Source organism: Streptomyces sp. URMC 126 (assembly GCF_051386555.1).
GTDB lineage: Bacteria > Actinomycetota > Actinomycetes > Streptomycetales > Streptomycetaceae > Streptomyces.
In genome coordinates this window covers 1-22,203 of the sequence record NZ_JBPQTX010000047.1, presented here as the reverse complement: position 1 = coordinate 22,203, position 22,203 = coordinate 1, and the positions used below count along the sequence as shown (strand labels likewise).

Annotated in this window: 16 protein-coding genes and 1 pseudogene; 5 read left to right on the top strand and 12 right to left on the bottom strand. The window is 73.5% G+C overall.

Going from position 1 to position 22,203, the window contains the following annotated elements; genetic code table 11:
- Positions 1–243 precede the first annotated feature (243 nt).
- On the bottom strand, positions 244–2,811 hold the full coding sequence (locus ACSNOK_RS08705; protein WP_436780020.1) for a protein kinase: 2,568 nt from the start codon (positions 2,809–2,811) through the stop codon (positions 244–246).
- Positions 2,812–3,230: 419 nt separating this feature from the next.
- Positions 3,231–4,547: pseudogene (locus tag ACSNOK_RS08700) on the bottom strand (protein kinase domain-containing protein); the annotation flags it as partial.
- A gap of 114 nt (positions 4,548–4,661) precedes the next feature.
- Between ACSNOK_RS08700 and ACSNOK_RS08695 the strand changes: the two are divergent.
- The gene (locus ACSNOK_RS08695; protein ID WP_436780019.1) at positions 4,662–5,786 is read left to right on the top strand and encodes a serine hydrolase domain-containing protein; all 1,125 of its coding nucleotides are present in this window, start codon (positions 4,662–4,664) and stop codon (positions 5,784–5,786) included.
- A 43-nt stretch (positions 5,787–5,829) separates the two neighbouring features.
- On the opposite strand, the gene ACSNOK_RS08690 is transcribed toward ACSNOK_RS08695, so the two are convergent.
- Positions 5,830–7,539 (bottom strand): glycerol-3-phosphate dehydrogenase/oxidase, encoded by a 1,710-nt coding sequence (locus ACSNOK_RS08690; protein WP_436780018.1) that lies wholly within the window; start codon positions 7,537–7,539, stop codon positions 5,830–5,832.
- A 354-nt stretch (positions 7,540–7,893) separates the two neighbouring features.
- Between ACSNOK_RS08690 and ACSNOK_RS08685 the strand changes: the two genes are divergently transcribed.
- Positions 7,894–9,162 carry a nucleotide sugar dehydrogenase gene (locus tag ACSNOK_RS08685; RefSeq protein WP_436780017.1) on the top strand — a complete coding sequence of 423 codons (1,269 nt, stop codon included), beginning with the start codon at positions 7,894–7,896 and terminating at the stop codon, positions 9,160–9,162.
- A 224-nt stretch (positions 9,163–9,386) separates the two neighbouring features.
- Here the strand turns inward: ACSNOK_RS08685 and ACSNOK_RS08680 are convergent, their stop codons facing one another.
- The 5 genes from ACSNOK_RS08680 to ACSNOK_RS08660 all read right to left on the bottom strand — a co-directional run bounded on the left by ACSNOK_RS08680 (position 9,387) and on the right by ACSNOK_RS08660 (position 15,481).
- On the bottom strand, positions 9,387–10,535 hold the full coding sequence (locus ACSNOK_RS08680; RefSeq protein WP_436780016.1) for a rod shape-determining protein: 1,149 nt from the start codon (positions 10,533–10,535) through the stop codon (positions 9,387–9,389).
- 155 nt (positions 10,536–10,690) lie between these two features.
- Positions 10,691–11,818, bottom strand: a complete 1,128-nt coding sequence (locus ACSNOK_RS08675; RefSeq protein ID WP_436780015.1) for a GuaB3 family IMP dehydrogenase-related protein — start codon at positions 11,816–11,818, stop codon at positions 10,691–10,693.
- A 150-nt stretch (positions 11,819–11,968) separates the two neighbouring features.
- A complete protein-coding gene (guaB, locus tag ACSNOK_RS08670) occupies positions 11,969–13,471 on the bottom strand; it encodes an IMP dehydrogenase (RefSeq protein ID WP_436780014.1) in 1,503 nt (500 codons plus the stop codon).
- 199 nt (positions 13,472–13,670) lie between these two features.
- Positions 13,671–14,393, bottom strand: coding sequence for a sigma-70 family RNA polymerase sigma factor (locus ACSNOK_RS08665; RefSeq protein WP_436780013.1), 723 nt, complete (start codon positions 14,391–14,393; stop codon positions 13,671–13,673).
- A gap of 476 nt (positions 14,394–14,869) precedes the next feature.
- Positions 14,870–15,481 carry a response regulator transcription factor gene (locus tag ACSNOK_RS08660; RefSeq protein WP_003948568.1) on the bottom strand — a complete coding sequence of 204 codons (612 nt, stop codon included), beginning with the start codon at positions 15,479–15,481 and terminating at the stop codon, positions 14,870–14,872.
- A 444-nt stretch (positions 15,482–15,925) separates the two neighbouring features.
- Here ACSNOK_RS08660 and ACSNOK_RS08655 point away from each other — a divergent pair, with 444 nt between their 5' ends.
- Complete coding sequence (locus tag ACSNOK_RS08655; RefSeq protein WP_436780012.1) at positions 15,926–16,246, top strand: WhiB family transcriptional regulator; 321 nt, start codon at positions 15,926–15,928, stop codon at positions 16,244–16,246.
- Between the two features lie 123 nt (positions 16,247–16,369).
- Here ACSNOK_RS08655 and ACSNOK_RS08650 read toward each other — a convergent pair whose 3' ends face one another.
- Positions 16,370–17,323 (bottom strand): LysR family transcriptional regulator, encoded by a 954-nt coding sequence (locus ACSNOK_RS08650; protein ID WP_436780011.1) that lies wholly within the window; start codon positions 17,321–17,323, stop codon positions 16,370–16,372.
- 117 nt (positions 17,324–17,440) lie between these two features.
- Between ACSNOK_RS08650 and ACSNOK_RS08645 the strand changes: the two genes are divergently transcribed.
- A complete protein-coding gene (locus ACSNOK_RS08645) occupies positions 17,441–18,145 on the top strand; it encodes an MOSC domain-containing protein (RefSeq protein WP_436780010.1) in 705 nt (234 codons plus the stop codon).
- 47 nt (positions 18,146–18,192) lie between these two features.
- Entirely contained in the window at positions 18,193–18,966 is a 774-nt protein-coding gene (locus ACSNOK_RS08640) for an SDR family NAD(P)-dependent oxidoreductase (protein WP_436780009.1), read from the top strand.
- Between the two features lie 175 nt (positions 18,967–19,141).
- Here the strand turns inward: ACSNOK_RS08640 and groL are convergent, their stop codons facing one another.
- From groL to ACSNOK_RS08625, 3 genes are all read right to left on the bottom strand, one after another.
- The gene (gene groL, locus ACSNOK_RS08635) at positions 19,142–20,767 is read right to left on the bottom strand and encodes a chaperonin GroEL (RefSeq protein WP_436780008.1); all 1,626 of its coding nucleotides are present in this window, start codon (positions 20,765–20,767) and stop codon (positions 19,142–19,144) included.
- Positions 20,768–20,886: 119 nt separating this feature from the next.
- Complete coding sequence (gene groES / locus ACSNOK_RS08630; protein ID WP_004955293.1) at positions 20,887–21,195, bottom strand: co-chaperone GroES; 309 nt, start codon at positions 21,193–21,195, stop codon at positions 20,887–20,889.
- Between the two features lie 244 nt (positions 21,196–21,439).
- A complete protein-coding gene (locus tag ACSNOK_RS08625; protein ID WP_436780007.1) occupies positions 21,440–22,159 on the bottom strand; it encodes a polysaccharide deacetylase family protein in 720 nt (239 codons plus the stop codon).
- Between the last annotated feature and the right edge of the window lie 44 nt (positions 22,160–22,203).

Genomic DNA, 22,203 nt, shown 5'->3' with positions numbered 1-22,203 from the left:
ATTACGGTGCGCATTTCGGTCGCTCAGAATTTCGCCCGAGCGAATTTCCGGAGGGTTACCACCCGTGTTCGGCCCGCAGGCTCTCCCCCGCCGATCCGGGCCCGGCGGAGACGGTCGCGCGACGCGCCCGACGTTCGATTCCCCACACCGCCCGACGCGGGTCGGCAACCACCGGCGGACCGGCCTTTCCTCCGACTTCCAAGCCGGGGAATTGCCGCCCCGCATACGGGGAGTGACAGTGCCTCAGGCCGAGGACCCCGCACGGTACGTCGCCGTCGCCTGGTCGAAAAAGCTGTCCACCGACCGCTGGCCGTCCATCGGCCCCAGCACCTGGAGCACGTGGTAGCGGCCGTCGAGGATGACGGCCGAGTTGCGGACGTACACCTGACGTCCGCTCTCGTCGTTCCAGTTGAACGTGCCCTCCGCGCCGGCCCTCCGCCCCACGTCCACCCGCCGCAGCCCGGAGGAGCCGGACCAGGAGGACGACCGGAAGGCGGCCAGTTCGGGCTCCTTCTCCTGCTGGTAGGCCATCGGATCGGCGCCGAACTCGGACACCTTGTCCCGCCCCGGCACCACGATGAGCTCGAAGTCCCCGCCGGCGTAGACGACCTGGCCGCGCTCGTTGTCGCCGCGGCGCTGCCACTCCCGGGCCACGGCCACCGTGAACCCCTTCGGATCGCGGCGCAGGGTGAAGCCCTTGGCCACGCCACCGGCCTCGGCGGTCGCCTCGTCCTCACGGGGCGGGCCCGAGCGGCCGAAGGTGCCGGGCGCGGCGCCGAGCGCGTCGGCGGTCCGCGGCGTCCCCTGCCCGGCGCCCGCGCTCTCCGAGGCGCGCGGCATGAACAGCAGCGCGTAGAGCACCGCGCCGACGAGCAGCAGCAGGACGGCGCCCAGCAGCAGCCGGCCCAGCCGGTGGGCGGGCTGGACGCCGTAGACGTGCTGCTCCTGGAGGTGTCCGGTGGCGGCGACGCCGCCCGGCACCCGCGGCCGGCCGCGGTCGGCCCGCTTGTGCCGGCCGTGCGCCGGAGGCGCGGCGGCCGGCGGGCCCCCGGCGGTGCCGCGTCCCCGGCGACGGCGTACGAGTTCGCCGCGGCGGCGGACGATCGGCAGCCGGGCCGTGCCCTTGGCCGCCGGTACCGCCGACGGGTCGTCGGGGGCCGGCGGCGGCACGGTGACCGTACGGCTGCCGACGTCCGGCTCCGGGGCGGACCGGATCAGGGAGCGCAGCCAGCCGCGCAGTTCCTCGAAGTCCGGCCGCTCGGCGGGGTCCTTGCGCATCAGGGACTCGACCACCGGGCGCAGGGCGCCGCACTCCTCGGCGTAGGCCGGGGGTTCGGAGCAGACGAGCCGGACGAGCTCGGCGGCGCTCTCCTCGGGGTACGGCGCGTGGCCCTGCACGGCGCGGAACAGCAGGGCGCCCAGCGCCCACAGGTCGGCGGCCGGGCCGACGGGCGGGGCCAACTGCCAGTCCTCGCGCACCGGCCAGGCCTGTTCCGGCGCCCAGCGCTCGGTGACGGGGCCTACGACGAGCATCCGGGCCTGCCGGGCCCGCTCCGCGGCGAGCGCGCCGGCGGCGTCCGCGGGGCGCCCCCAGGCGGCGGGGGCAGTCGCGCCCCCGGTGGAGGCTGCTTCCGGCTCCGGCCGGCCGGGAGCCGCGCCGCCCGCCGGCCCGCCGCCCACCAGCGCGTCGGCACTCCAGGGCGGGGTCGTGCCGGGAGCCGGGGCGGTGCCGCTGGCGGCGCTGCCGCCGCCCCAAGTGGAGGCGCTCGTCGGCGGACGCCCGGCGCGGGCGGCGGCGAGCGTACCGGCCCGGTACGCGGCGACGGCGTCGGCGCGCGGCCCCCGCCGGGGACCGTGCGGGGCGGGGGCCCCACCACCCGTAGGCCCACCACCCGTAGGCCCACCACCCGCGAACCCACCGCCCGCGAACCCGCCACTCGTGGGCCCGCCGCTCGGCTGCCCACCACCGGGATGTCCGCCACCGGCGAATCCACCGCCCGCCGGAACGCCCCCGGGGCGGCCACCACCGGCGGCCCGGCCTGCCGGACGCCCGCCTCCCGCGGCCCCGTTACCGCCCGGCCGGGGAACGTACGCCTCCCGCGACTCCGCTCTCCCGGCCTTCCCCTCCGCACCTCCCGTACCCTGCGTACCCCCCGTACCCTGCACACCCTCCGTTCCCTCCGCCCCGGCGCCCGCCGCCGGGACGGGGTCGTAGCCGCAGAGCGCCTCCTCCGCCGCGCCCGCCGCCAGGCCGGTCAGGACGGCCCGGCCGTCCTCGCAGATGAGAACCGTGCGGGTGGTGATGTTCCGGTGGGTCCAGCCCTGGGCGTGCAGGGCGCGGAGGGCCGTGAGGACGTCGGCCGCGACCTCGGCCGCGCGGTGCGGGGAGAGGGTGCGCTCCGCGAGGACGGCGGCGAGCGGGCGGGCGGGGACGAGTTCGCTGACGATCCAGAGGCTGCCCGCCTCGGCGAATACGTGGAAGACCTGGTCGAGGCGCGGGTGGTCGGGGATCCGGGCGGCTGCCGTCGCGGCGTCCAGCGCGCGGCGTACCGCCGGGTCCGAGGCCCCGGCGACCGTCCGGCCCGGCGGCCGGCCCCGGCCGGGCGCGCTCTCCCGGCCCGGCACGGGCGCCCCGGGCCCGGCCTCGACGAGCTCGGCGTCGACCACCTCCGGCAGCGGGATCTGCCGGACCAGGACCTCCTGCCCGCTGTAGGTGTCGAACGCCCGTGTCTCGACGAGCTCGAACGCGTCGGACGGAGGCAGCGGAAGGCGATACCGGTCGGCGAGCACCCGGCCCGCGTAGTCGTCCACGACGCCTCCCCTAAGCGCGCGATCCCTGCACCCGACGCCCGACCGGCCTCCGCCGGCGGCCGGTTGGCGGGCCGTGCGCGGCTGCGTTCCGTCCCCGACCCTTCACGATACGTGCCGAACGCGCCGCGGCGGGCGCGTACCGCTCAGATCGTCGGACCCGATGACGTCCCGATGGTCGCGGCCCAACGACCGGCGCCCACGCGGCTGTTCGGACTCCGTACACAACACCGTCCGCGGGTGCGAATCTTCCCGTCGCCGACACCTCGTTCCCCCGGCGGGGAGGGCGGGCGCAGACGGGCCGCGCGTCAGGCCGCCGGGTCCGCGGACACCTGCCCGGGGACCGCCCGCGTCACGGCCGTGCCGCCACCGGAACCGGGCCGTCCGAGGCTGCCGTCGTCCTTGTTCCCGTTCGTGACGACGAGGGCGACGACCGTCCCGATGACCGCCAGGACGACCACCGCCACCACCAGGAGCAGCACACGCTTCTGCACCGGGGGACGCATCCGCACCAGGGTCTCGGTGTAGGCGCCGCCCAGCGGCTCGGGCTCGGTCCGCGCCGCGGCGGCGGAGCCGGAGGGCGTCGCGTCGCGCAGCGGCCGGAAGGCGCTGCCGGACGTCTCGCCGCCGCTCTGGACGCCTCCGCCCTGGACGCCTCCTCCATCGGGCGCGGCGGTCCCGCTCCGCCCCTTGCCCCCGCCGGGCCGCTCGGGGGCCGCGGCGGCGACGGGCTTCCGCGGCGCCTTCCGCTCGGCGGGCCCCGCGGGCCGCGCGGTCCGCTCCGTGCGCTCGCCCCCGGCCTCGCGCCCGGCGTCCCGCGCGGGTCCGGCGAGGCCCTTGGGCACGGCGATGGCCTGCGTGGCGTCGGTGGCGGGCGTCCGGGCGGGCAGCCGCTCGTCGGGCGCGTTGACGGCCTCCGTCAGGAGCGCCCGCGCGCCCGCCTCGTCCAGCCGCTTCTGCGGGTCCTTGGCGAGCAGCCCGTACATGACACCCTCCAGCGGACCCGCGTTCTTCGGCGGGCCCAGCGGCTCGGTCATGACGGCGGTCAGGGTGGCGATCGCCGACCCCTTGTCGTACGGCGGGGCGCCCTCGACGGCCGCGTAGAGCAGCCCGCCCAGCGACCACAGGTCGGCCGGCGGGCCGGGCTTCTGGCCGCGCGCCCGCTCCGGGGATATGTACGAGGGGGCGCCGACGAGCATGCCCGTCGAGGTGACCGAGGGGTCGCCCTCGACCTGGGCGATGCCGAAGTCGGTGAGGACGACGCGGCCGTCGTCGGCGATGAGCACGTTGGACGGCTTCACGTCGCGGTGCAGGATGCCCTGGAGGTGCGCCGCGCGCAGCACGTCGAGGACGGCGAGGCCGACCTCGGCGGCGCGCCGCCACTTCAGCGGGCCGTCCTCGCGGATGACGTCGGCGAGCGAGCGGCCCTCGATGAGCTCCATGACGATCCAGGGCCGGTCGTCCTCGTGCACCACGTCGAAGACGGTGACGGCGCCGGCGCTGCGGATCCGCGCGATGGCCTTGGCCTCGCGCAGGGTACGGGTGATGAGGCGGCGCTTCTCGTCCTCGTCGATGTTGGCGGGGAAGCGCAGCTCCTTGACGGCGACGACGCGTCCCAGCGTCTCGTCGGTGGCCCGCCAGACCGTGCCCATGCCGCCCCGGCCGAGCACGTCGCCGAGGCGGTAGCGCCCGGCGAGGAGGCGCCCGGTCGTGCCCTGCGTCTGCTCCGCGTCCGACATGCGTCCCCTCTGGCATTCAGCTCTGCGACCAACCGACCCCGGCCGAGGGACCATTGTCTCTCATCCGCCGACCAGAGGAAGGCCAGGGTCCGGGCGACCATGGATGATGAGCGCATGCCGACGCGCAGTGCCTTCTCGCGCCTCACGGCGGCCATGACCGCGCTGTGCTGCGCCGTCTCGGCCCTGACGACGGCGTGCGATGGCGACCCTGCCCGCTCCCCTGTAGGGGACATCGTTGCACGAGGACCGGTTCCCGGCGCCGCCGAGCTGTCACAAGATGCTCACGGTGTCTCCCGGTTCACCACCGCCGGAGTGGCGGACCTGCGCACCGGGCGGCGCATCCGCCGCACGGACCGCTTCCGGGCCGGGAGCATCACCAAGACGGTCGTCGCGACGGTCGTCCTCCAGCTGGCGGCCGAGGGCCGGCTGCGGCTCGACGAACCGGCGGCCGGGCTGCTCCCCCGGCGCACCGCGGCGTGGCTGCGCCGGACGCGAAACGGACGCGACGTCACGATCCGCCAACTCCTCACCCATACCAGCGGTCTGTTCTCCTATACGGACGATGTGGCGCTGTCCTGGTCCTCCTTCGGCGCGGGGTTCGCCGGTCACCGTTTCAAGACCCACCCGCCCGAGGCATTGGTACGGACCGCGCTGGGCCACCGCCCGTACGCCCCGCCCGGCGCCCGCTACCACTACTCGAACACCGACTACGTCCTGCTCGGCATGGCCATCCGTCAGGTGACGGGCCGTCCGTACGCCGCCGAGGTGCGCCGCCGCGTCATCCGCCGCCTCGGCCTGACCGGCACCAGCCTTCCCGGCACCCGCGTCACGCTGCCCGCGCCGCACGGCCGCGCGTACTCCCCGGCGCCCCGGGGCGGACCGGCGGACGTCACCGACCTCAACCCCTCGGTCGCGGGCGCCGCCGGCGAGCTCGTCTCGACCCTCCCGGACCTCAACCGCTTCCTCTCCGCCCTGCTGCGCGGCGAGCTCCTCCCCGCGGGCGCCCTCCGTCTGATGCGCGACACCGGCGCCTCGCGCGGGCGCTACGGCATGGGCCTCTTCCCGGTGCGGCTGCCGTGCGGGGTGACGCTGTGGGGGCACAACGGCGCCATCAACGGCTCGTACGCGGGCACGCTGGGCACGGCGGACGGGCGTCACGTCCTCACGTACCGGGTCAACTCGGACGCCAGCGTCGCCCCGGAGGCGGAGGAGCGGCTGCTGCGGGCGGAGTTCTGCTGACGCCGTTCCGCTGCTTGCCGTTCGCCGGCACTCCCGCCCCGCCTCACGCCAGCGGCTGGATCTCGGGCGCCCCCAGCCGTGCCGCGTCCGCCGTCCGGTCGTCGGGCTGGAGCTGCGACTCCCGTTCGGCCTCCACCCGCTTCTCGTAGTGCGCGATCTCCTTCTCCACCTGCTCCTCGTCCCAGCCCAGCACCGGCGCCATCAGCCCGGCCGCCTCCCGGGCGCACCGCGTGCCCCGGTCGAAGGTCTCGATGGAGATGCGGGTACGGCGGGTGAGGACGTCGTCCAGGTGCCGGGCGCCCTCGTGGGAGGTGGCGTGGACGACCTCGGCGCGGAGGTAGTCCTCGGCGCCGCCCAGCGGCCGGCCGAGCGAGGGGTCGGCGGTGACGAGCTCCAGGACCTCGTCGACCAGCGAGCCGTACCGGTTGAGCAGGTGCTCCACCCGGGCCACGTGCAGGCCGGTGCGCCGGGCAAGCTGGGCGCGGCCGTTCCACAGCGCCCGGTAGCCCTCGGCGCCGGCGAGCGGCACATCCTCGGTGACGCAGTCGGCGACCTTCTGCGTGAGCCCGTGCACCGCCTCGTCCACCGCGTCCTTGGCCATCACCCGGTAGGTCGTGTACTTGCCGCCCGCCACGACCACCAGCCCCGGCACCGGGTGCGCCACGGTGTGCTCGCGGGACAGCTTGCTCGTCGCGTCCGACTCCCCGGCCAGCAGCGGGCGCAGCCCGGCGTAGACACCCTGGACGTCATCGCGCGTCAGAGGGACGGCGAGCACCGAGTTGACGTGTTCCAGCAGGTAGTCGATGTCGGCGCTGGACGCGGCGGGGTGGGCCTTGTCGAGGTCCCAGTCGGTGTCCGTGGTGCCGATGATCCAGTGGCGTCCCCAGGGGATGACGAAGAGGACGCTCTTCTCGGTGCGCAGGATGAGCCCGGTGGTGGAGTGGATGCGGTCCTTGGGGACGACCAGGTGGATGCCCTTGGACGCGCGGACGTGGAACTGGCCGCGCTCGGCGATCAGCTGCTGGGTGTCGTCCGTCCACACCCCGGTGGCGTTGACGACCTGCCGGGCCCGCACCTCGTACTCGCCGCCCTGTTCCAGGTCGCGCACCCGCGCCCCGACGACCCGTTCGCCCTCGCGCAGGAAGCCCACGACGCGCGCCCGGTTGGCGACGGCGGCGCCGTACGCGGCGGCGGTGCGGACCAGGGTGGTGACGAAGCGGGCGTCGTCCATCTGGGCGTCGTAGTACTGGAGGGCGCCGACGAGCGCGTCCTTGCGCAGGCAGGGCGCCACCCGCAGGGCGTGCTTGCGGGTGAGGTGCCGGTGGACGGGCAGTCCGCGGCCGTGGCCGGACGAGACGGACATCGCGTCGTAGAGCGCCACGCCGGAGCCCGCGTAGAGCCGCTCCCAGCCGCGGTGCTGGAGGGGGTAGAGGAACGGCACGGGCTTGACGAGGTGCGGGGCGAGCCGCTGCAACAGCAGACCGCGCTCCTTCAGGGCCTCGCGGACGAGAGCGAAGTCGAGCATCTCCAGATAGCGCAGGCCGCCGTGGATGAGCTTGCTGGACCGGCTGGAAGTGCCGGCGGCCCAGTCCCGGGCCTCGACGAGGCCGGTGGTCAGACCGCGCGTGGCGGCGTCCAGCGCGGTGCCCGCGCCGACGACGCCGGCGCCGACCACCAGGATGTCGAGTTCCCGTTCCGCCATCCGGGCGAGTGCCTCGCCGCGCTCGGCCGGACCGAGTGTCGCTGTCCTCACCGCTGCCTCCCGCTTGCCGCGTCCGCTGCGTGTGCTCCGTGCCCCGGGCCGCCCTGGGCCTCTCCGGGCCTTCCCGGGCGGGGTACGGCGTCTCCTCCGATGCTGCACCAGATCCGCCGCCCCGGCCGCGCCGGATCCCGACGGGACCGACGCCACCTCGCGCCCCACACACCACGCCTGCCCTCTCCCGCCGCAGCCATGACACGAATGGCGACGTCTGAGACGACAATGCCCGGAATATGTCGTATATCCCCTTAACCTGATCTACGACATCCGACTTCGACACTCGGGGATCGGTCCGGCGTCCCCGCCCGCAGGACCCCACGGCTCCTCACCGGGAAGGACCGCTCGCACATGCCCGCAGACCTCGCCGTCATCGGCCTGGGCCACCTCGGCCTCCCCCTCGCCCAGGCCGCCACCGCCGCCTCCCTGGTCACCGTCGGCTACGACCCCGACCCGCACACCGTCGCCGAACTGCGCGCCGGCCGGCTGCCCGCCGAGGACGGCGGCACCCTCACCGCCGCCGAACTCCGCCGGATGCTCGCCACGGGCTTCCGCGCCACGACGGAGGACGCCGAGCTCGGCAGGGTCCGCACGGCCGCCATCTGCGCCCCCACCCGGCTCGGCGAGAACCGGGCGCTGGACCTCGGGGCCGTGGAGGACGCGGCCCGCGCCCTCGCGGCCCGGCTCCGGCCGCACACCACCGTCCTCCTGGAATCCGCCGTCCACCCCGGCGCCACCGAGAACGTCGTACGCCCCCTGCTGGAGGAAGGCTCCGGCCTGCGCGCCGGCCGCGACTTCCACCTCGCCTACTGCCCGGGCCGCGCCGACCCCGGCAACCGGGACCGGGGCGTCACCCGCGTCCCCAAGGTCGTCGGCGGACTCACCCCCGCCTGCACCGAGGCCGCCGCCGCCTTCTACGGCCGCTTCTGCGAGAAGATCGTCCGCGCCCGGGGCCCCCGCGAGGCCGAGACCGTGCGCATGTGGGAGACCAACTACCGGCACGTCAACATCGCCCTCGCCAACGAGATGGCCGTCTTCTGCCACGACATCGGCGTCGACCTCTGGGACGTCGTCCGCTGCGCCGAGACCAAGCCCTTCGGCTTCCAGGCGTTCCGCCCGGGCCCCGGCGTCGGCGGCCACGGCACCCCCATCGACCCCAACTACCTCTCCTACCAAGGCCGCAGCCTCGGCTACCCGCTCCGCATGGTCGAGCTCGCGCAAGAGGTCAACGGCCGGATGCCGCGCTACATCACCCAGCGCTGCGCCGCCCTCCTCAACGAACACGGCAAGTCGGCGCGCGGCGCCCGCGTCCTCCTCCTCGGCGTCGGCTACAAGGCCGACATCGGCGACCAGGAGGGCTCCCCCGCCCGCGAGATCGCCTGCCGCCTGATGGAACTGGGCGCCCAGATCGGCTTCCACGACCCCTACGTGCCGCAGTGGCGGGTGCTGGGGCGGCCGGTGCCGCGGGTGGACTGCCTGTACGAGGCGGCGGCCGTCGCGGACCTGACAGTGCTTCTCCAGCACCACCGGACGTACGACTTGCAGGGCCTGGCCGTGAAGGCGCAGCTCCTCCTGGACACCCGAGGCGCGAGCCCGGCCGGCGCGGCCCACCGACTGTGAGGGGTGCCCCGGTCCCTCCCCTTCGCCGTTTCCTGGGGCTGCCGCCCCAGACCCCGCTTGTCGCGGCTCCGCCGCTCGTCCTCAAACGCCGGACGGGCTGGATAGTGCGCCCTTGGGCGCGCACTCCAGCCCGTCCGGCGCTTGAGGACAACCGCGCGGAGCGCGGTTTCGGGGGGCTGGGGGCTCGCCCCCAGAAAACGGCGAAGGGGAGGGACAGGGGCCTCCTACAGCCGGCCGGAGGCCGGCAACCGCGGCTGCGCGTCCAGCAGAGTCTTCAGCTTCGCGAAGTCCTCGACGCACCGCCCCGTCCCCACAGCGACGCAATCAAGCGGCTCATCCGCCACCAGCACAGGAATATCCAGCTCCCGACTCAACCGCACATCCAGCCCGCGCAGCAACGCACCCCCACCCGTCAACACGATCCCCCGGTCCATGATGTCCCCGGACAACTCCGGCGGCGTCTCGTCGAGCGTCTGCCGCACCGCCATCACGATCGCGTCCACCGGCTCGCTCAACGCGTGCCGGATCTCGTCGGCGGTCAGCTCCAGCGTCTTGGGCAGGCCGCTGACCTGGTCGCGCCCCCGGATGGTGAACCGGTCGGGAGGCAGCAGCCCCTGCGTCTCCTCCGGGTCGCCACCCCCGTCCGCCTCCGGGTGCTTCTCCAACTGCCGTGCCACGGCGGCGAGTCCGGCGGCCGTCCACTTCCCGGTCGGCGCCGCGGACCCGATGCTCAGCTTGATCTCCTCGGCGGTGCGCTCCCCGATGGCGAGGGCGTACTCCTTCTTCACGTAGGAGATGATCGCCGCGTCCATCGCGTCACCGGCCGTCCGTACGGACCGGGCGGTGACGATGCCGCCCAGGGAGATCACGGCGACCTCCGTCGTGCCGCCGCCGATGTCGACGACCATGCAGCCGGTCGGCTCGCTGACCGGCAGCCCCGCGCCGATCGCCGCCGCCATCGGCTCCTCGACCAGGTGCACGGCGCGCGCCCCGGCCTGCGAGGCGGCCTCGATGACGGCCCGCCGCTCGACGCCGGTGATGCCGGACGGCACGCACACCACGACCCGCGGCCGGGAGAACCGGCGGTTCCCGGTGACCTTCTTGATGAAGTGCCGCAGCATCCGCTCGGCTATCTCGAAGTCGGCTATGACGCCGTCGCGCATCGGGCGGATGGCCACGATGTTCGAAGGAGTGCGCCCGATGGTCTCCTTGGCCTCGGAACCCACGGACAGCACACTGCCGTCATCAGCGTTGACGGCCACGACCGAGGGCTCATTGAGCACCACTCCCCTCCCGCGCACCCACACCAGTGTGTTGGCGGTGCCGAGGTCGATGCCCATGTCCCTGCCGCTGAACGACTTACTTTGCGCCATAAGTCGCCAGTATTCACCATCCCCGAACCTTTATACGGAGTTGACGGCGGAGACCGGCCGCCCGGAACGGCGGAGACCGGCCGCCCGGAAGACGCCGAAGGGCCCGGCCGCCGCAGCGGACCGGGCCCTTCCACCGCGTACGCGGCGACGGAGCGTCAGCGCTTGTCGTGCTGCGACGGCGCGACCGTCACCTCGACCCGCTGGAACTCCTTGAGCTCGCTGTAGCCCGTGGTCGCCATCGCCCGGCGCAGCGCGCCGAAGAAGTTCATCGACCCGTCGGGGGTGTGCGAGGGGCCGAGGAGGATCTCCTCGGTGGTGCCGACGGCGCCCAGGTTCATGCGCTTGCCGCGCGGCACGTCCTCGTGGACGGCCTCCATGCCCCAGTGGTGGCCGCGGCCCGGCGCGTCGGTGGCGCGGGCGAGCGGGGAGCCCATCATCACGGCGTCGGCGCCGCAGGCGATGGCCTTGGGCAGGTCGCCGGACCAGCCCACGCCGCCGTCGGCGATGACGTGCACGTACCGGCCGCCGGACTCGTCCATGTAGTCGCGGCGGGCGGCGGCCACGTCGGCGACCGCGGTCGCCATCGGGACCTGGATGCCCAGCACGTTACGGGTGGTGTGCGCGGCGCCGCCGCCGAAGCCGACGAGGACGCCGGCCGCGCCGGTGCGCATCAGGTGCAGGGCGGCGGTGTACGTGGCGCAGCCGCCGACGATCACCGGCACGTCGAGCTCGTAGATGAACTGCTTGAGGTTCAGCGGCTCGGCGGCGCCGGAGACGTGCTCGGCGGAGACGGTCGTGCCGCGGATGACGAAGATGTCCACGCCGGCGTCGACGACGGCCTTGGAGAACTGCGCGGTGCGCTGCGGGGAGAGCGCGGCGGCGGTCACGACACCGGAGTCGCGGACCTCCTTGATGCGCTGCCCGATCAGCTCCTCCTTGATCGGGGCGGCGTAGATCTCCTGCAGGCGCTTGGTCGCGGCGTGCTCGTCCAGCTCGGCGATCTCGGCGAGCAGCGGCTCCGGGTCCTCGTACCGGGTCCAGAGGCCTTCGAGGTTGAGCACGCCGAGGCCGCCCAGCTCGCCGATGCGGATGGCCGTCTCGGGGGAGACGACGGAGTCCATCGGCGCGGCCAGGAACGGGAGCTCGAAGCGGTAGGCGTCGATCTGCCAGGCGATCGAGACCTCCTTCGGGTCACGGGTCCGCCGGCTGGGGACGACGGCGATGTCGTCGAACGCGTACGCCCGGCGTCCGCGCTTGCCGCGCCCGATCTCGATCTCAGTCACGTGTGTGGCCTTTCCTTCTACGACTGCCGCACTCCAGTATCACCGACGCGGCGCGGCGCGGCGGCGTGCCGGGGGTCGCGGGGCCCTCCCCGCGGAAACGACGAAAGGGCGGGGCGGGGGGAGGAACCCCCCGCCCCGCCCCGCGCGGGCTCAGCGACGCGAGTAGTTCGGCGCCTCGACCGTCATCTGGATGTCGTGCGGGTGGCTCTCCTTGAGCCCCGCCGCCGTGATCCGCACAAAGGTGCCCTTGTCCTTGAGCTCCTGCACATTGGCGGATCCCACATAGCCCATCGACGCCCGGAGACCGCCGATCAGCTGGTGGGCGACGGAGGACAGCGGGCCGCGGTAGGGCACCTGGCCCTCGATGCCCTCGGGCACCAGCTTGTCCTCGGAGAGGACGTTGTCCTGGAAGTAGCGGTCCTTGGAGAAGGAGCGCGCCTGGCCGCGCGACTGCATCGCGCCGAGCGAGCCCATGCCCCGGTAGGACTTGAACTGCTTGCCGTTGATGAAGACCATCTCGCCCGGCGACTCCTCGCAGCCCGCGAGCAGCGAGCCGAGCATCACCGTGTCGGCACCGGCCGCGATGGCCTTGGCGATGTCGCCGGAGTACTGGAGGCCGCCGTCGCCGATCAGCGGGACGCCCGCCGCGTGGCACGCCTGAGCGGCCTCGTAGATGGCCGTGACCTGCGGGACGCCGATGCCGGCGACCACGCGGGTGGTGCAGATCGAGCCCGGGCCGACACCGACCTTGACGCCGTCCACACCGGCGTCGATCAGCGCCTGGGCGCCGTCGCGGGTCGCGACGTTGCCGCCGACGACGTCCACGTCGATGTTGGACTTCACCTTGGAGATCATGTCGAGGATGCCGCGGCTGTGGCCGTGCGCGCTGTCCACGACGAGGAAGTCCGCACCGGCCTCGACCAGCGCCTGCGCCCGCTCGTACGCCTCGGCGCCGACGCCCACCGCCGCGCCGACGACGAGGCGGCCCTCGGAGTCCTTGGCGGCGTTGGGGTACTGCTCGGCCTTGACGAAGTCCTTGACCGTGATGAGGCCCTTGAGCACACCGGCGTCGTCCACCAGCGGCAGCTTCTCGATCTTGTGGCGGCGGAGCAGCTCCATGGCGTCCTCGCCGGAGATGCCGACCTTGCCGGTGACCAGCGGCATCGGCGTCATGACCTCGCGCACCGAGCGGGTGCGGTCCGTCTCGAACGCCATGTCGCGGTTGGTGACGATGCCGAGCAGCTTGCCGGCCGGGTCGGTGACCGGGACGCCGCTGATGCGGAAGCGGGCGCACAGGGCGTCGGCCTCGGCCAGCGTGGCGTCCGGGCGGACGGTGATCGGGTCGGTCACCATGCCGGACTCGGAGCGCTTCACCAGGTCGACCTGGTTGGCCTGGTCCTCGATCGACAGGTTGCGGTGCAGCACGCCCGCGCCGCCCTGGCGGGCCATGGCGATGGCCATCCGGGCCTCGGTGACCTTGTCCATGGCGGCGGACAGCAGCGGGATGTTCACCCGGACGTTGCGGGAGACGCGGGAAGAGGTGTCGACGGCGTTCGGCAGCACCTCGGAGGCGCCCGGCAGCAGCAGGACGTCGTCGTAGGTCAGACCGAGCATCGCGAACTTCGCGGGCATCCCGGCGGCGTGGTCAGTCATGACACCTTCCCAAATACGGAGTTCTGCGGGCGGGGCCGGGCCGGGCCGTCACCACCGGCGGCTGCCGCCGCGGGACCCGGAACCCCCTTGCCTCAGCGAGGACTCCCATGCTAACGGCCGCCGCGGGTGTCCCATTCCACGATCGGTGAGGATCACGTCACTTGGAGATTCGCACGAAATGGCCCCCGGGGCCGCTCCGCTACTGCTCGGCGAGCGCCCGCAGTCTGCTGAGCGCCCGGTGCTGGGCGACCCGGACCGCGCCGGGCGACATGCCCAGCATCTGCCCGGTCTCCTCGGCGGTCAGCCCCACGGCGACCCGGAGCAGCACCAGCTCGCGCTGGTTCTCCGGCAGGTTGGCGAGCAGTTTCTTGGCCCACTCCGCGTCACTGCTGAGCAGCGCCCGCTCCTCGGGGCCGAGCGAGTCGTCGGGCTGCTCGGGCATCTCGTCGGAGGGGACGGCCGTACTGCCGGGGTGCCGCATGGCGGCCCGCTGGAGGTCGGCCACCTTGTGCGCGGCGATGGCCACGACGAACGCCTCGAAGGGCCGGCCGGTGTCCCGGTAGCGGGGCAGCGCGCAGAGCACGGCGAGGCAGACCTCCTGGGCGAGGTCGTCCACGAAGTGCCGGGCGTCGCCGGGCAGCCGCGACAGCCGGGTGCGGCAGTAGCGCAGCGCCAGCGGGTGCACCAAGGCGAGCAGGTCGTGGGTGGCGCGCCGGTCGCCCTCGACGGCACGGGTGACGAGGGCGCCGATCTCGCCCGGCGCCGCCGCCACGCCGGAGGCCACTCCGGACGCCACACCCGGCGCCGCACCGGCGGGCGCTCCCGCGGGTGTGCCTGCGGCCGGGCCCGCGCCGGGGCCCGTGGTGGGGGCTGCGGCAGGACCCGTGGCGAGGAGCGGCCCCGGAGTCTCGTCGTCGCGCATCGGTCCATGGTGCCTCGGCGTCCGACGATCCACGGCACCGCCTTCATAGTTGTGCGTCGAACCGTTACGCGTCGGTGTCCTCGCACTCACGTCTCGCGTCGCCCCCTTCCGGGTATACCCGCCCCGCGCCCACGACTCCCCCGATAGCTTGGGCCCGTGCCGTATGACGTCCGGCCGTACGACAACGAGCTGTGCCTGCCCGTCATGAGGTCTCTTCTGGCCGAGCGAGAAGATTCGGCCTCTGCCGGGGAGGAGTCACACCTCAAGGATGCGGCATCCGTCGGGCTTTCGGCGCCGGGCGTCGGCGCCGCGGGGTCGCCGTGCGCGTCACCCGGCTCCACGCCGGTCCCGGGACCGCCCCCGCCGCGCGGAGTCCGTGCCGGTCTCCTCGGCGACGGCCCTGCCGACGGCGGCCGTCGTCGCCCGAGGTGTGACCACGCGCCGCGACCGCGCGGCGCCGCGTACCCGCTCCGCCGCTAGCGGACCAGGCCCCAGCGGAAGCCGAGCGCCACGGCGTGCGCCCGGTCGGACGCGCCCAGCTTCTTGAACAGCCGCCGGGCGTGCGTCTTCACCGTGTCCTCGGAGAGGAAGAGCTCGCGGCCGATCTCGGCGTTGGACCGGCCATGGCTCATGCCCTCCAGCACCTGGATCTCGCGCGCGGTGAGGGTGGGCGCCGCGCCCATCTCCGCCGAGCGGAGCCGCCTCGGGGCGAGCCGCCAGGTGGGGTCGGCGAGCGCCTGGGTCACCGTGGCCCGCAGCTCGGCGCGCGAGGCGTCCTTGTGCAGGTAGCCGCGGGCGCCGGCGGCGACCGCGAGGGCGACCCCGTCCAGGTCCTCGGCGACCGTGAGCATGATGATGCGGGCGCCGGGGTCCGCGGAGAGCAGCCGGCGCACCGTCTCGACGCCGCCCAGACCGGGCATGCGTACGTCCATCAGAATGAGGTCCGAACGATCGGCGCCCCAGCGGCGGAGGACTTCCTCGCCGTTGGCCGCCGTCGTCACGCGCTCGACGCCGGGCACGGTCGCCACCGCACGCCGGAGCGCCTCTCGGGCAAGCGGGGAGTCGTCGCAGACGAGGACGGATGTCATGGCCGTCCTCCGCAGCTGATGCGCGTCACCTTGAGCCTCCAGGCTGGTACTGATCGTCACCTGCGCGATTGGCGAGACACCTGCTGAGCAGACCGCCGCGGACCATCTCGGACACCTGCCCGACCGCTGCATTCGCCAACCGCCTCCGCACTCTCAACGACGGTCACCCGAAAGAGTTACGGGCTTGGTCGGCCGTGTTCGGCACTCTACGTGAGGGCCCGGATACGGAGCAGGGCGCACGGGGGGCGCTCGCCAGATCGTTCGAGTCGTGCCCCATTTGCCCGCTTGGAGCCGTTTTTCTTCACATTCGTGGACAACTGTGGCTAGATTCGCAATGAGTCATATTTTCATCTGCTCATAAGGATCCTGACGGGCCCGTCGGTTCCACCGCGGTCCCACCACCGTCGCATCGATGCGCTTCGATCCGTTTCGAGGGGACACGCAATGGCAGATTTCTCCCGGCTCCCCGGCCCCAACGCCGACCTGTGGGACTGGCAGCTGCTGGCCGCCTGCCGCGGCGTCGACAGCTCGCTGTTCTTCCACCCGGAGGGCGAGCGCGGCGCGGCCCGCAGCGCCCGCGAGGCCTCGGCGAAAGAGGTCTGCATGCGCTGCCCGGTCCGCGCGGAGTGCGCGGCGCACGCGCTGGCGGTCCGGGAGCCCTACGGCGTGTGGGGCGGACTCACCGAGGACGAACGCGAGGAGCTCATGGGCCGGGCCCGGCAACGGCCGGTGCCGGCGGCCGGTACGAGTCACCTGAGCGCCTGAGGCGGACGGCCGGCCCCCGCGCCCACCCTCCGGTGCCCCTGAAGACCCTCGCGTCCCACCGCGGAGGGTGCGGCACACCCGCGCCCGGTCACGCTCGGTGACCGCGCCGCGGGCGGTCGGCGCTCAGCGGCGCGCGGCCGCCGCCAGCCGGTCGAGCATTTCCGCGACGGCGGGCACCCGCGCCAGGTCCGGCAGCGTCAGCGCCACCACCTCGCGCTCCACGGCCGGCTCGACCGGCACCGTCCGGGCGCCCCGGTGGCGGACCGACTCCACCGCCAGCTCCGGCATGACGGCCACCCCGAGACCGGCGCCGACCAGGCCGAACACCGCCGGGTAGTCGTCGGTCGCGAAGTCGATGCGCGGGGTGAAGCCCGCGCTCTCGCAGATGTCCACCAGATGCCGGCGGCAGCGGGGGCAGCCCGCGATCCACGGTTCGCCGGCGAGTTCGTCGATGCGGATCCGCTCCGCGCCGGCCAGCGGGTGCCCCTCGGGGACGACGCCGACGAGCCGGTCGGTCAGCAGCGGCCGGACCACGAGGTCGTCCTTGCCGCACCGGCCGTCGCCCCAGCCCCCGTCGGCCTGCGCCGCGTCCCCGCCGGCCACCGGGCCGGAGCCGCGCGCGTCGGGGTACCGGAAGGCCAGGGCGATCTCGCAGTCGCCGGCCCGCAGCATCTCCACCGAACGCGGGGGCTCGGCCTCCTCCAGGGAGATCTGGATGCCGGGGTGGGCGGCGCGCATCCCGGCGAGGGCGGTGGGGACCAGCGTCGAGCTGCCGCTGGGAAAGGAGACCAGCCGGACCCGCCCGGCGCGCAGCCCGGCGATGGCGGCGATCTCCTCCTCGGCCGCGGTGAGCCCGGCGAGGATGCCGGCGGCGTGCCGGACGAGGGCCCGGCCCGCCTCGGTGAGCCGGGTCTCACGGCCCGTACGGACGAGCAGCGGGGTGCCCGCGGACTGCTCCAGGGCCTTCATCTGCTGGCTGACGGCGGGCTGGGTGCAGCCCAGCTCCCGGGCGGCGGCGGAGAACGAACCGGTGGTGGCCACGGCGCGCAGCACACGCAGGTGGCGGGCCTCGATCATAGAAAAAGCATAAGCGGTGCTTGGGGACGGCCGGAAATACCGCCTCGTCCCTTTGGCTTGTCCCTTCGGGTGCCCTGTGGTGGCGCCGGACCGCCGGGAGCCGCCTAACCTCGTCGGATGCGCATCCTCTCCGTCAACCTCGGCCGGGCCCGCACCGCCGCCGACCGTTCCCTGCCCGGCAGCGCGTTCGCCGCCGGCCTCGCCTCCGGCATCGACAAGCGGCCCGTCACCGGCCCGGTGGCGGTGGCCGCGCCCGGGCCGCAGGGCGAGGCCGGCAGCGGCCTCGCCGGGGACGCGGTCGTCTCGCTGAAGCACCATGGCGGCGACCACCAGGCGGTCTACGCCTTCGCCCGCGAGGACCTCGACCGCTGGGAGCGGGAGCTGGGCCGGGCCCTGCCGGACGGCTCGTTCGGCGAGAACCTCACCACCTCGGGGCTGGACGTCAACGACGCCCGGATCGGGGAGCGCTGGCGGGTCGGCGAACGGCTGCTGCTGGAGGTCACCGCGCCGCGCGTGCCCTGCCGGACGTTCGCCGACTGGCTGGGCGAGCAGGGCTGGATGCGGCGGTTCACCGAGGAGGCCGCCCCGGGCGCGTACCTGCGGGTGCTCGAACCGGGGGAGGTCCGTGCGGGTGATCCCCTCACCGTCGTCCACCGGCCCGGCCACGAGGTCAGCGTCTCCTTCGCCTTCCGCGCGCGGACGACGGAACGGGCGCTGCTGCCCCGTGTTCTCGCGGCGGGCGACGGGTTGCACCCACGGCTGCGGGAGACGGCGGAGCGGTACGCGGCGTCCAGGGGGGCCGTCGACGGAGTACCGGCCTGACGGAAGGCAAGCCGCCACGCGGTGTCGCCGGGCACTAACGTTCCCGTATGACGACTGCACTGATCACGGGAGCGACGGCCGGCATCGGCGCGGCCTTCGCGCGACGGCTGGCCGCCGAGGGCCACCACCTGGTGCTCGTGGCCCGCGACGAGAAGCGGCTGGGCGAACAGGCGACCGAACTCCACGACCGGCACCGGGTGGAGGTGGAGGTCCTGCGGGCCGATCTGTCGACCGAGGACGGCATCGCCGCCGTCGAGGAACGGCTCTCGGACCGCAAGCAGCCCGTGGATCTGCTGGTCAACAACGCCGGCTTCGGCAACAAGGGCCGCTTCCTGGAGGTCACCGTCCAGGACGAGCTCACCATGCTCAAGGTGCACTGCGAGGCGGTGCTGCGGCTGACCATGGCCGCCACGCGCGGGATGCGGGAACGCCGGCGGGGCGGCGTGGTCAACGTCGCGTCCGTCGCCGCGTTCGTGCCGCGTGGGACGTACGGGGCGAGCAAGGCGTGGGTGGTGCAGTTCACCCAGGGCGCGGCGCGGGACCTGGCGGGCAGCGGGGTGCGGCTGATGGCGCTGTGCCCGGGCTTCGTCCGGACCGAGTTCCACGCGCGGGCCGGGATGGGGACGGACAACATCCCGGGCTGGATGTGGCTGGACGCGGACCGGCTGGTCGACGCGGCGCTGAAGGACCTGGCGCGCGGGAAGTCGCTGTCGGTGCCCGACCCCCGGTACAAGGCGCTGACGGGGCTGTCGAAGCTGGTGCCGCGCGGGGCGATGGCGCGGGTGTCCTCCACGACGGGGCGTAAGTACGGGCCCAACTGACGTGCGCGGGGGCGCTCGGGCGTCGGTGCACGCCCGGTCGCACCCCTCTCCGCCCCGGCCCCTACGCCCGGCCGTATGCCGGGTGCGCCGGCCGGTCCGGACGCGCCGAGGCCCGGCACCCCTCGCGGGGGTGCCGGGCCTCGGCGGTGGTGCGGGTGCCTCGGTGGGCGGTGCCTCAGTGGGCGTGGCCGTGACCGTGGCCGTGGCCCGCCTCGGCCTCCTCTTCCTTCTTCTCGACGACCAGGGTCTCGGTCGTGAGCAGCAGGGAGGCGATGGAGGCGGCGTTCTCCAGGGCGGAGCGGGTGACCTTCACCGGGTCGATGACGCCGGCGGCGACCAGGTCGCCGTACTCGCCGGTCGCGGCGTTGAAGCCCTGGCCCTTGTCGAGCTCGGCGACCTTGGAGGTGATGACGTAGCCCTCCAGGCCGGCGTTCTCGGCGATCCAGCGCAGCGGCTCGACGGCGGCGCGGCGGACGACCGCGACACCGGTGGCCTCGTCGCCGGTCTTGCCCAGGTTGTCCTCCAGCACCTTGACGGCGTGGACCAGGGCGGAGCCACCACCGGAGACGATGCCCTCCTCGACCGCGGCGCGGGTCGCGGAGATGGCGTCCTCCAGACGGTGCTTCTTCTCCTTGAGCTCGACCTCGGTGGCCGCGCCGACGCGGATGACGCACACGCCGCCGGCGAGCTTGGCGAGGCGCTCCTGGAGCTTCTCGCGGTCCCAGTCGGAGTCGGTGGTCTCGATCTCGGCCTTGATCTGGGCCACGCGGCCGGCGACCTCGGAGGAGTCGCCCTTGCCGTCGACGATGGTGGTGTCGTCCTTGGTGACGGTCACGCGGCGGGCGGAGCCGAGCACCTCGAGGCCGACCTGGTCGAGCTTGAGGCCGACCTCCTCGGCGACGACGGTGGCACCGGTGAGGGTGGCCATGTCGCCCAGCATTGCCTTGCGGCGGTCGCCGAAGCCGGGGGCCTTGACGGCCACGGCGTTGAACGTGCCGCGGATCTTGTTGACGACGAGGGTGGAGAGGGCCTCGCCCTCGACGTCCTCGGCGATGATCAGCAGCGGCTTGGAGCCACCGGCCTGGATGACCTTCTCCAGCAGCGGGAGCAGGTCGGCGATGGCGGAGATCTTGCCCTGGTGGATCAGGATGTACGGGTCGTCGAGGACGGCCTCCATACGCTCCTGGTCGGTGACCATGTAGGGCGAGAGGTAGCCCTTGTCGAAGGCCATGCCCTCGGTGAAGTCGAGCTCCAGGCCGAAGGTGTTGGACTCCTCGACGGTGATGACACCGTCCTTGCCGACCTTGTCCATCGCCTCGGCGATGAGCTCGCCGACCTGCTTGTCCTGGGCGGACAGCGCGGCCACGGCGGCGATGTCGGACTTGGAGTCGATCGGGCGGGAGGTCGCGAGCAGCTCGTCGGAGACGGCCTTGACCGCGGCGTCGATGCCCTTCTTCAGGGCGGCGGGGGAGGCGCCGGCGGCGACGTTGCGCAGACCCTCACGGACCAGCGCCTGGGCCAGCACGGTCGCGGTGGTGGTGCCGTCACCCGCGATGTCGTTGGTCTTGGTCGCCACCTCCTTGACGAGCTGGGCGCCCAGGTTCTCGTACGCGTCCTCCAGCTCGACCTCGCGCGCGATGGTGACGCCGTCGTTGGTGATGGTGGGGGCGCCGAACTTCTTGTCGATGACGACGTTGCGGCCCTTGGGGCCGATCGTCACCTTGACCGTGTCGGCAAGCTTGTTGACGCCGCGCTCGAGGGCGCGACGGGCGTCCTCGTCGAACTTCAGGGTCTTCGCCATGGGTTACGTATCCTTCGCCGTGTCTCTCAAACGAACTGCGCCCCCGGCGCCCGGTTGTTGGACGCGGGTACCAGGGGCACAGAACAAAAGCCTCGAGAATTCGAAAGCTTCGGGGTGAATTACTTCTCGATGATCGCGAGCACGTCGCGGGCCGAGAGGACGAGGTACTCGTCGCCGTTGTACTTCACCTCGGTGCCGCCGTACTTGCTGTAGAGCACGACGTCGCCGACCTTGACGTCGAGCGGCAGGCGCTCGCCGTTCTCGAATCGGCCCGGGCCCACGGCGAGGACGGCGCCCTCCTGGGGCTTCTCCTTCGCGGTGTCCGGGATGACCAGGCCAGAGGCCGTGGTCTGCTCGGCGTCCAGCGGCTGGACCACGATGCGGTCCTCGAGCGGCTTGATGGCAACCTTGGAGCTGGCGGTCGTCACGATCCGACCTCCCCCTTCGGAGATCTCACGGGGTCAATTGTCTGAGGTGGCGACCAGGTGGATCCGTCGTCGCGGGTGCCGGACCTGCCCGTCGCTGTGTTTGGCACTCACCGGTGGAGAGTGCCAACGGAGCCGAGACTATGACGCGCTTAGCACTCGGTCAAGCGGAGTGCCAATTTGCGGCCGCGCGCCGGGGGCGTCCGGGCGCGTCGCGCGCCCTCCGGTGCCTCCCGGACGCCCGCCGTCAGACGTAGTCCTCCAGCCGCGCCACGGTGAACCCCTGGCGCTGGACGCTGCGCACCATGTTGGCGACCATCCGCGTCATGGTCGTGCCCTTGAGCTCGGCGGGACCGCGGAAGTGCGCGAGCACGATGTCGCCGGGACGAAGCTTCCCCGCTTCGGCGTACCTCATGTCATTGATCTGCATCGTGGCCTGCCACAGCACGACGGCCTTGACGCCGCAGGAGCCGGCCGCCGCCAGGGTGGCGTCGTTGTAGTTGCCGTACGGCGGACGGAACAGCTCCGGCCGCTTGCCGAACCGCTTCTTCAGCGTCTCCTGCTGCCCGCAGATCTCCCGCTTCTGCGCCTCGGGGGACAGGGTGCGCAGGTTGGGGTGGGTGAGCGTGTGGTTGTGCACGCCGTTGCCGAGGGCGCGCAGTGTGTCGAAGTAGCCGTAGCCGCGCCCGGCGCGCGCGGCGCTGTCGGTCAGGAACATGCTGAACGGCAGCTTGAGGTCCTCGGCCATCCGGAGGAACGCCGGGTCCTTCTCGGCGCCGTCGTCGAAGGTCAGGAAGACGACCTTGTCCTTGGTCGGCACCCGGCGGACGATCTGCGGCGTCCCTCCCTTGTGGTGCGCGGTGAGCCGGGTGGCGGGCGGCGCCGGGGGCGCGGCGAGCGGCTTGTCGAGCCCCCAGCGACGGTACGCGGCGGGGTCGGCGGTGGTCTGGGTGTTCGGAGCGGGCACGCTCCCATTCTCGGACACCGCCCGTCCGGAAGCGGGTGCGAGGC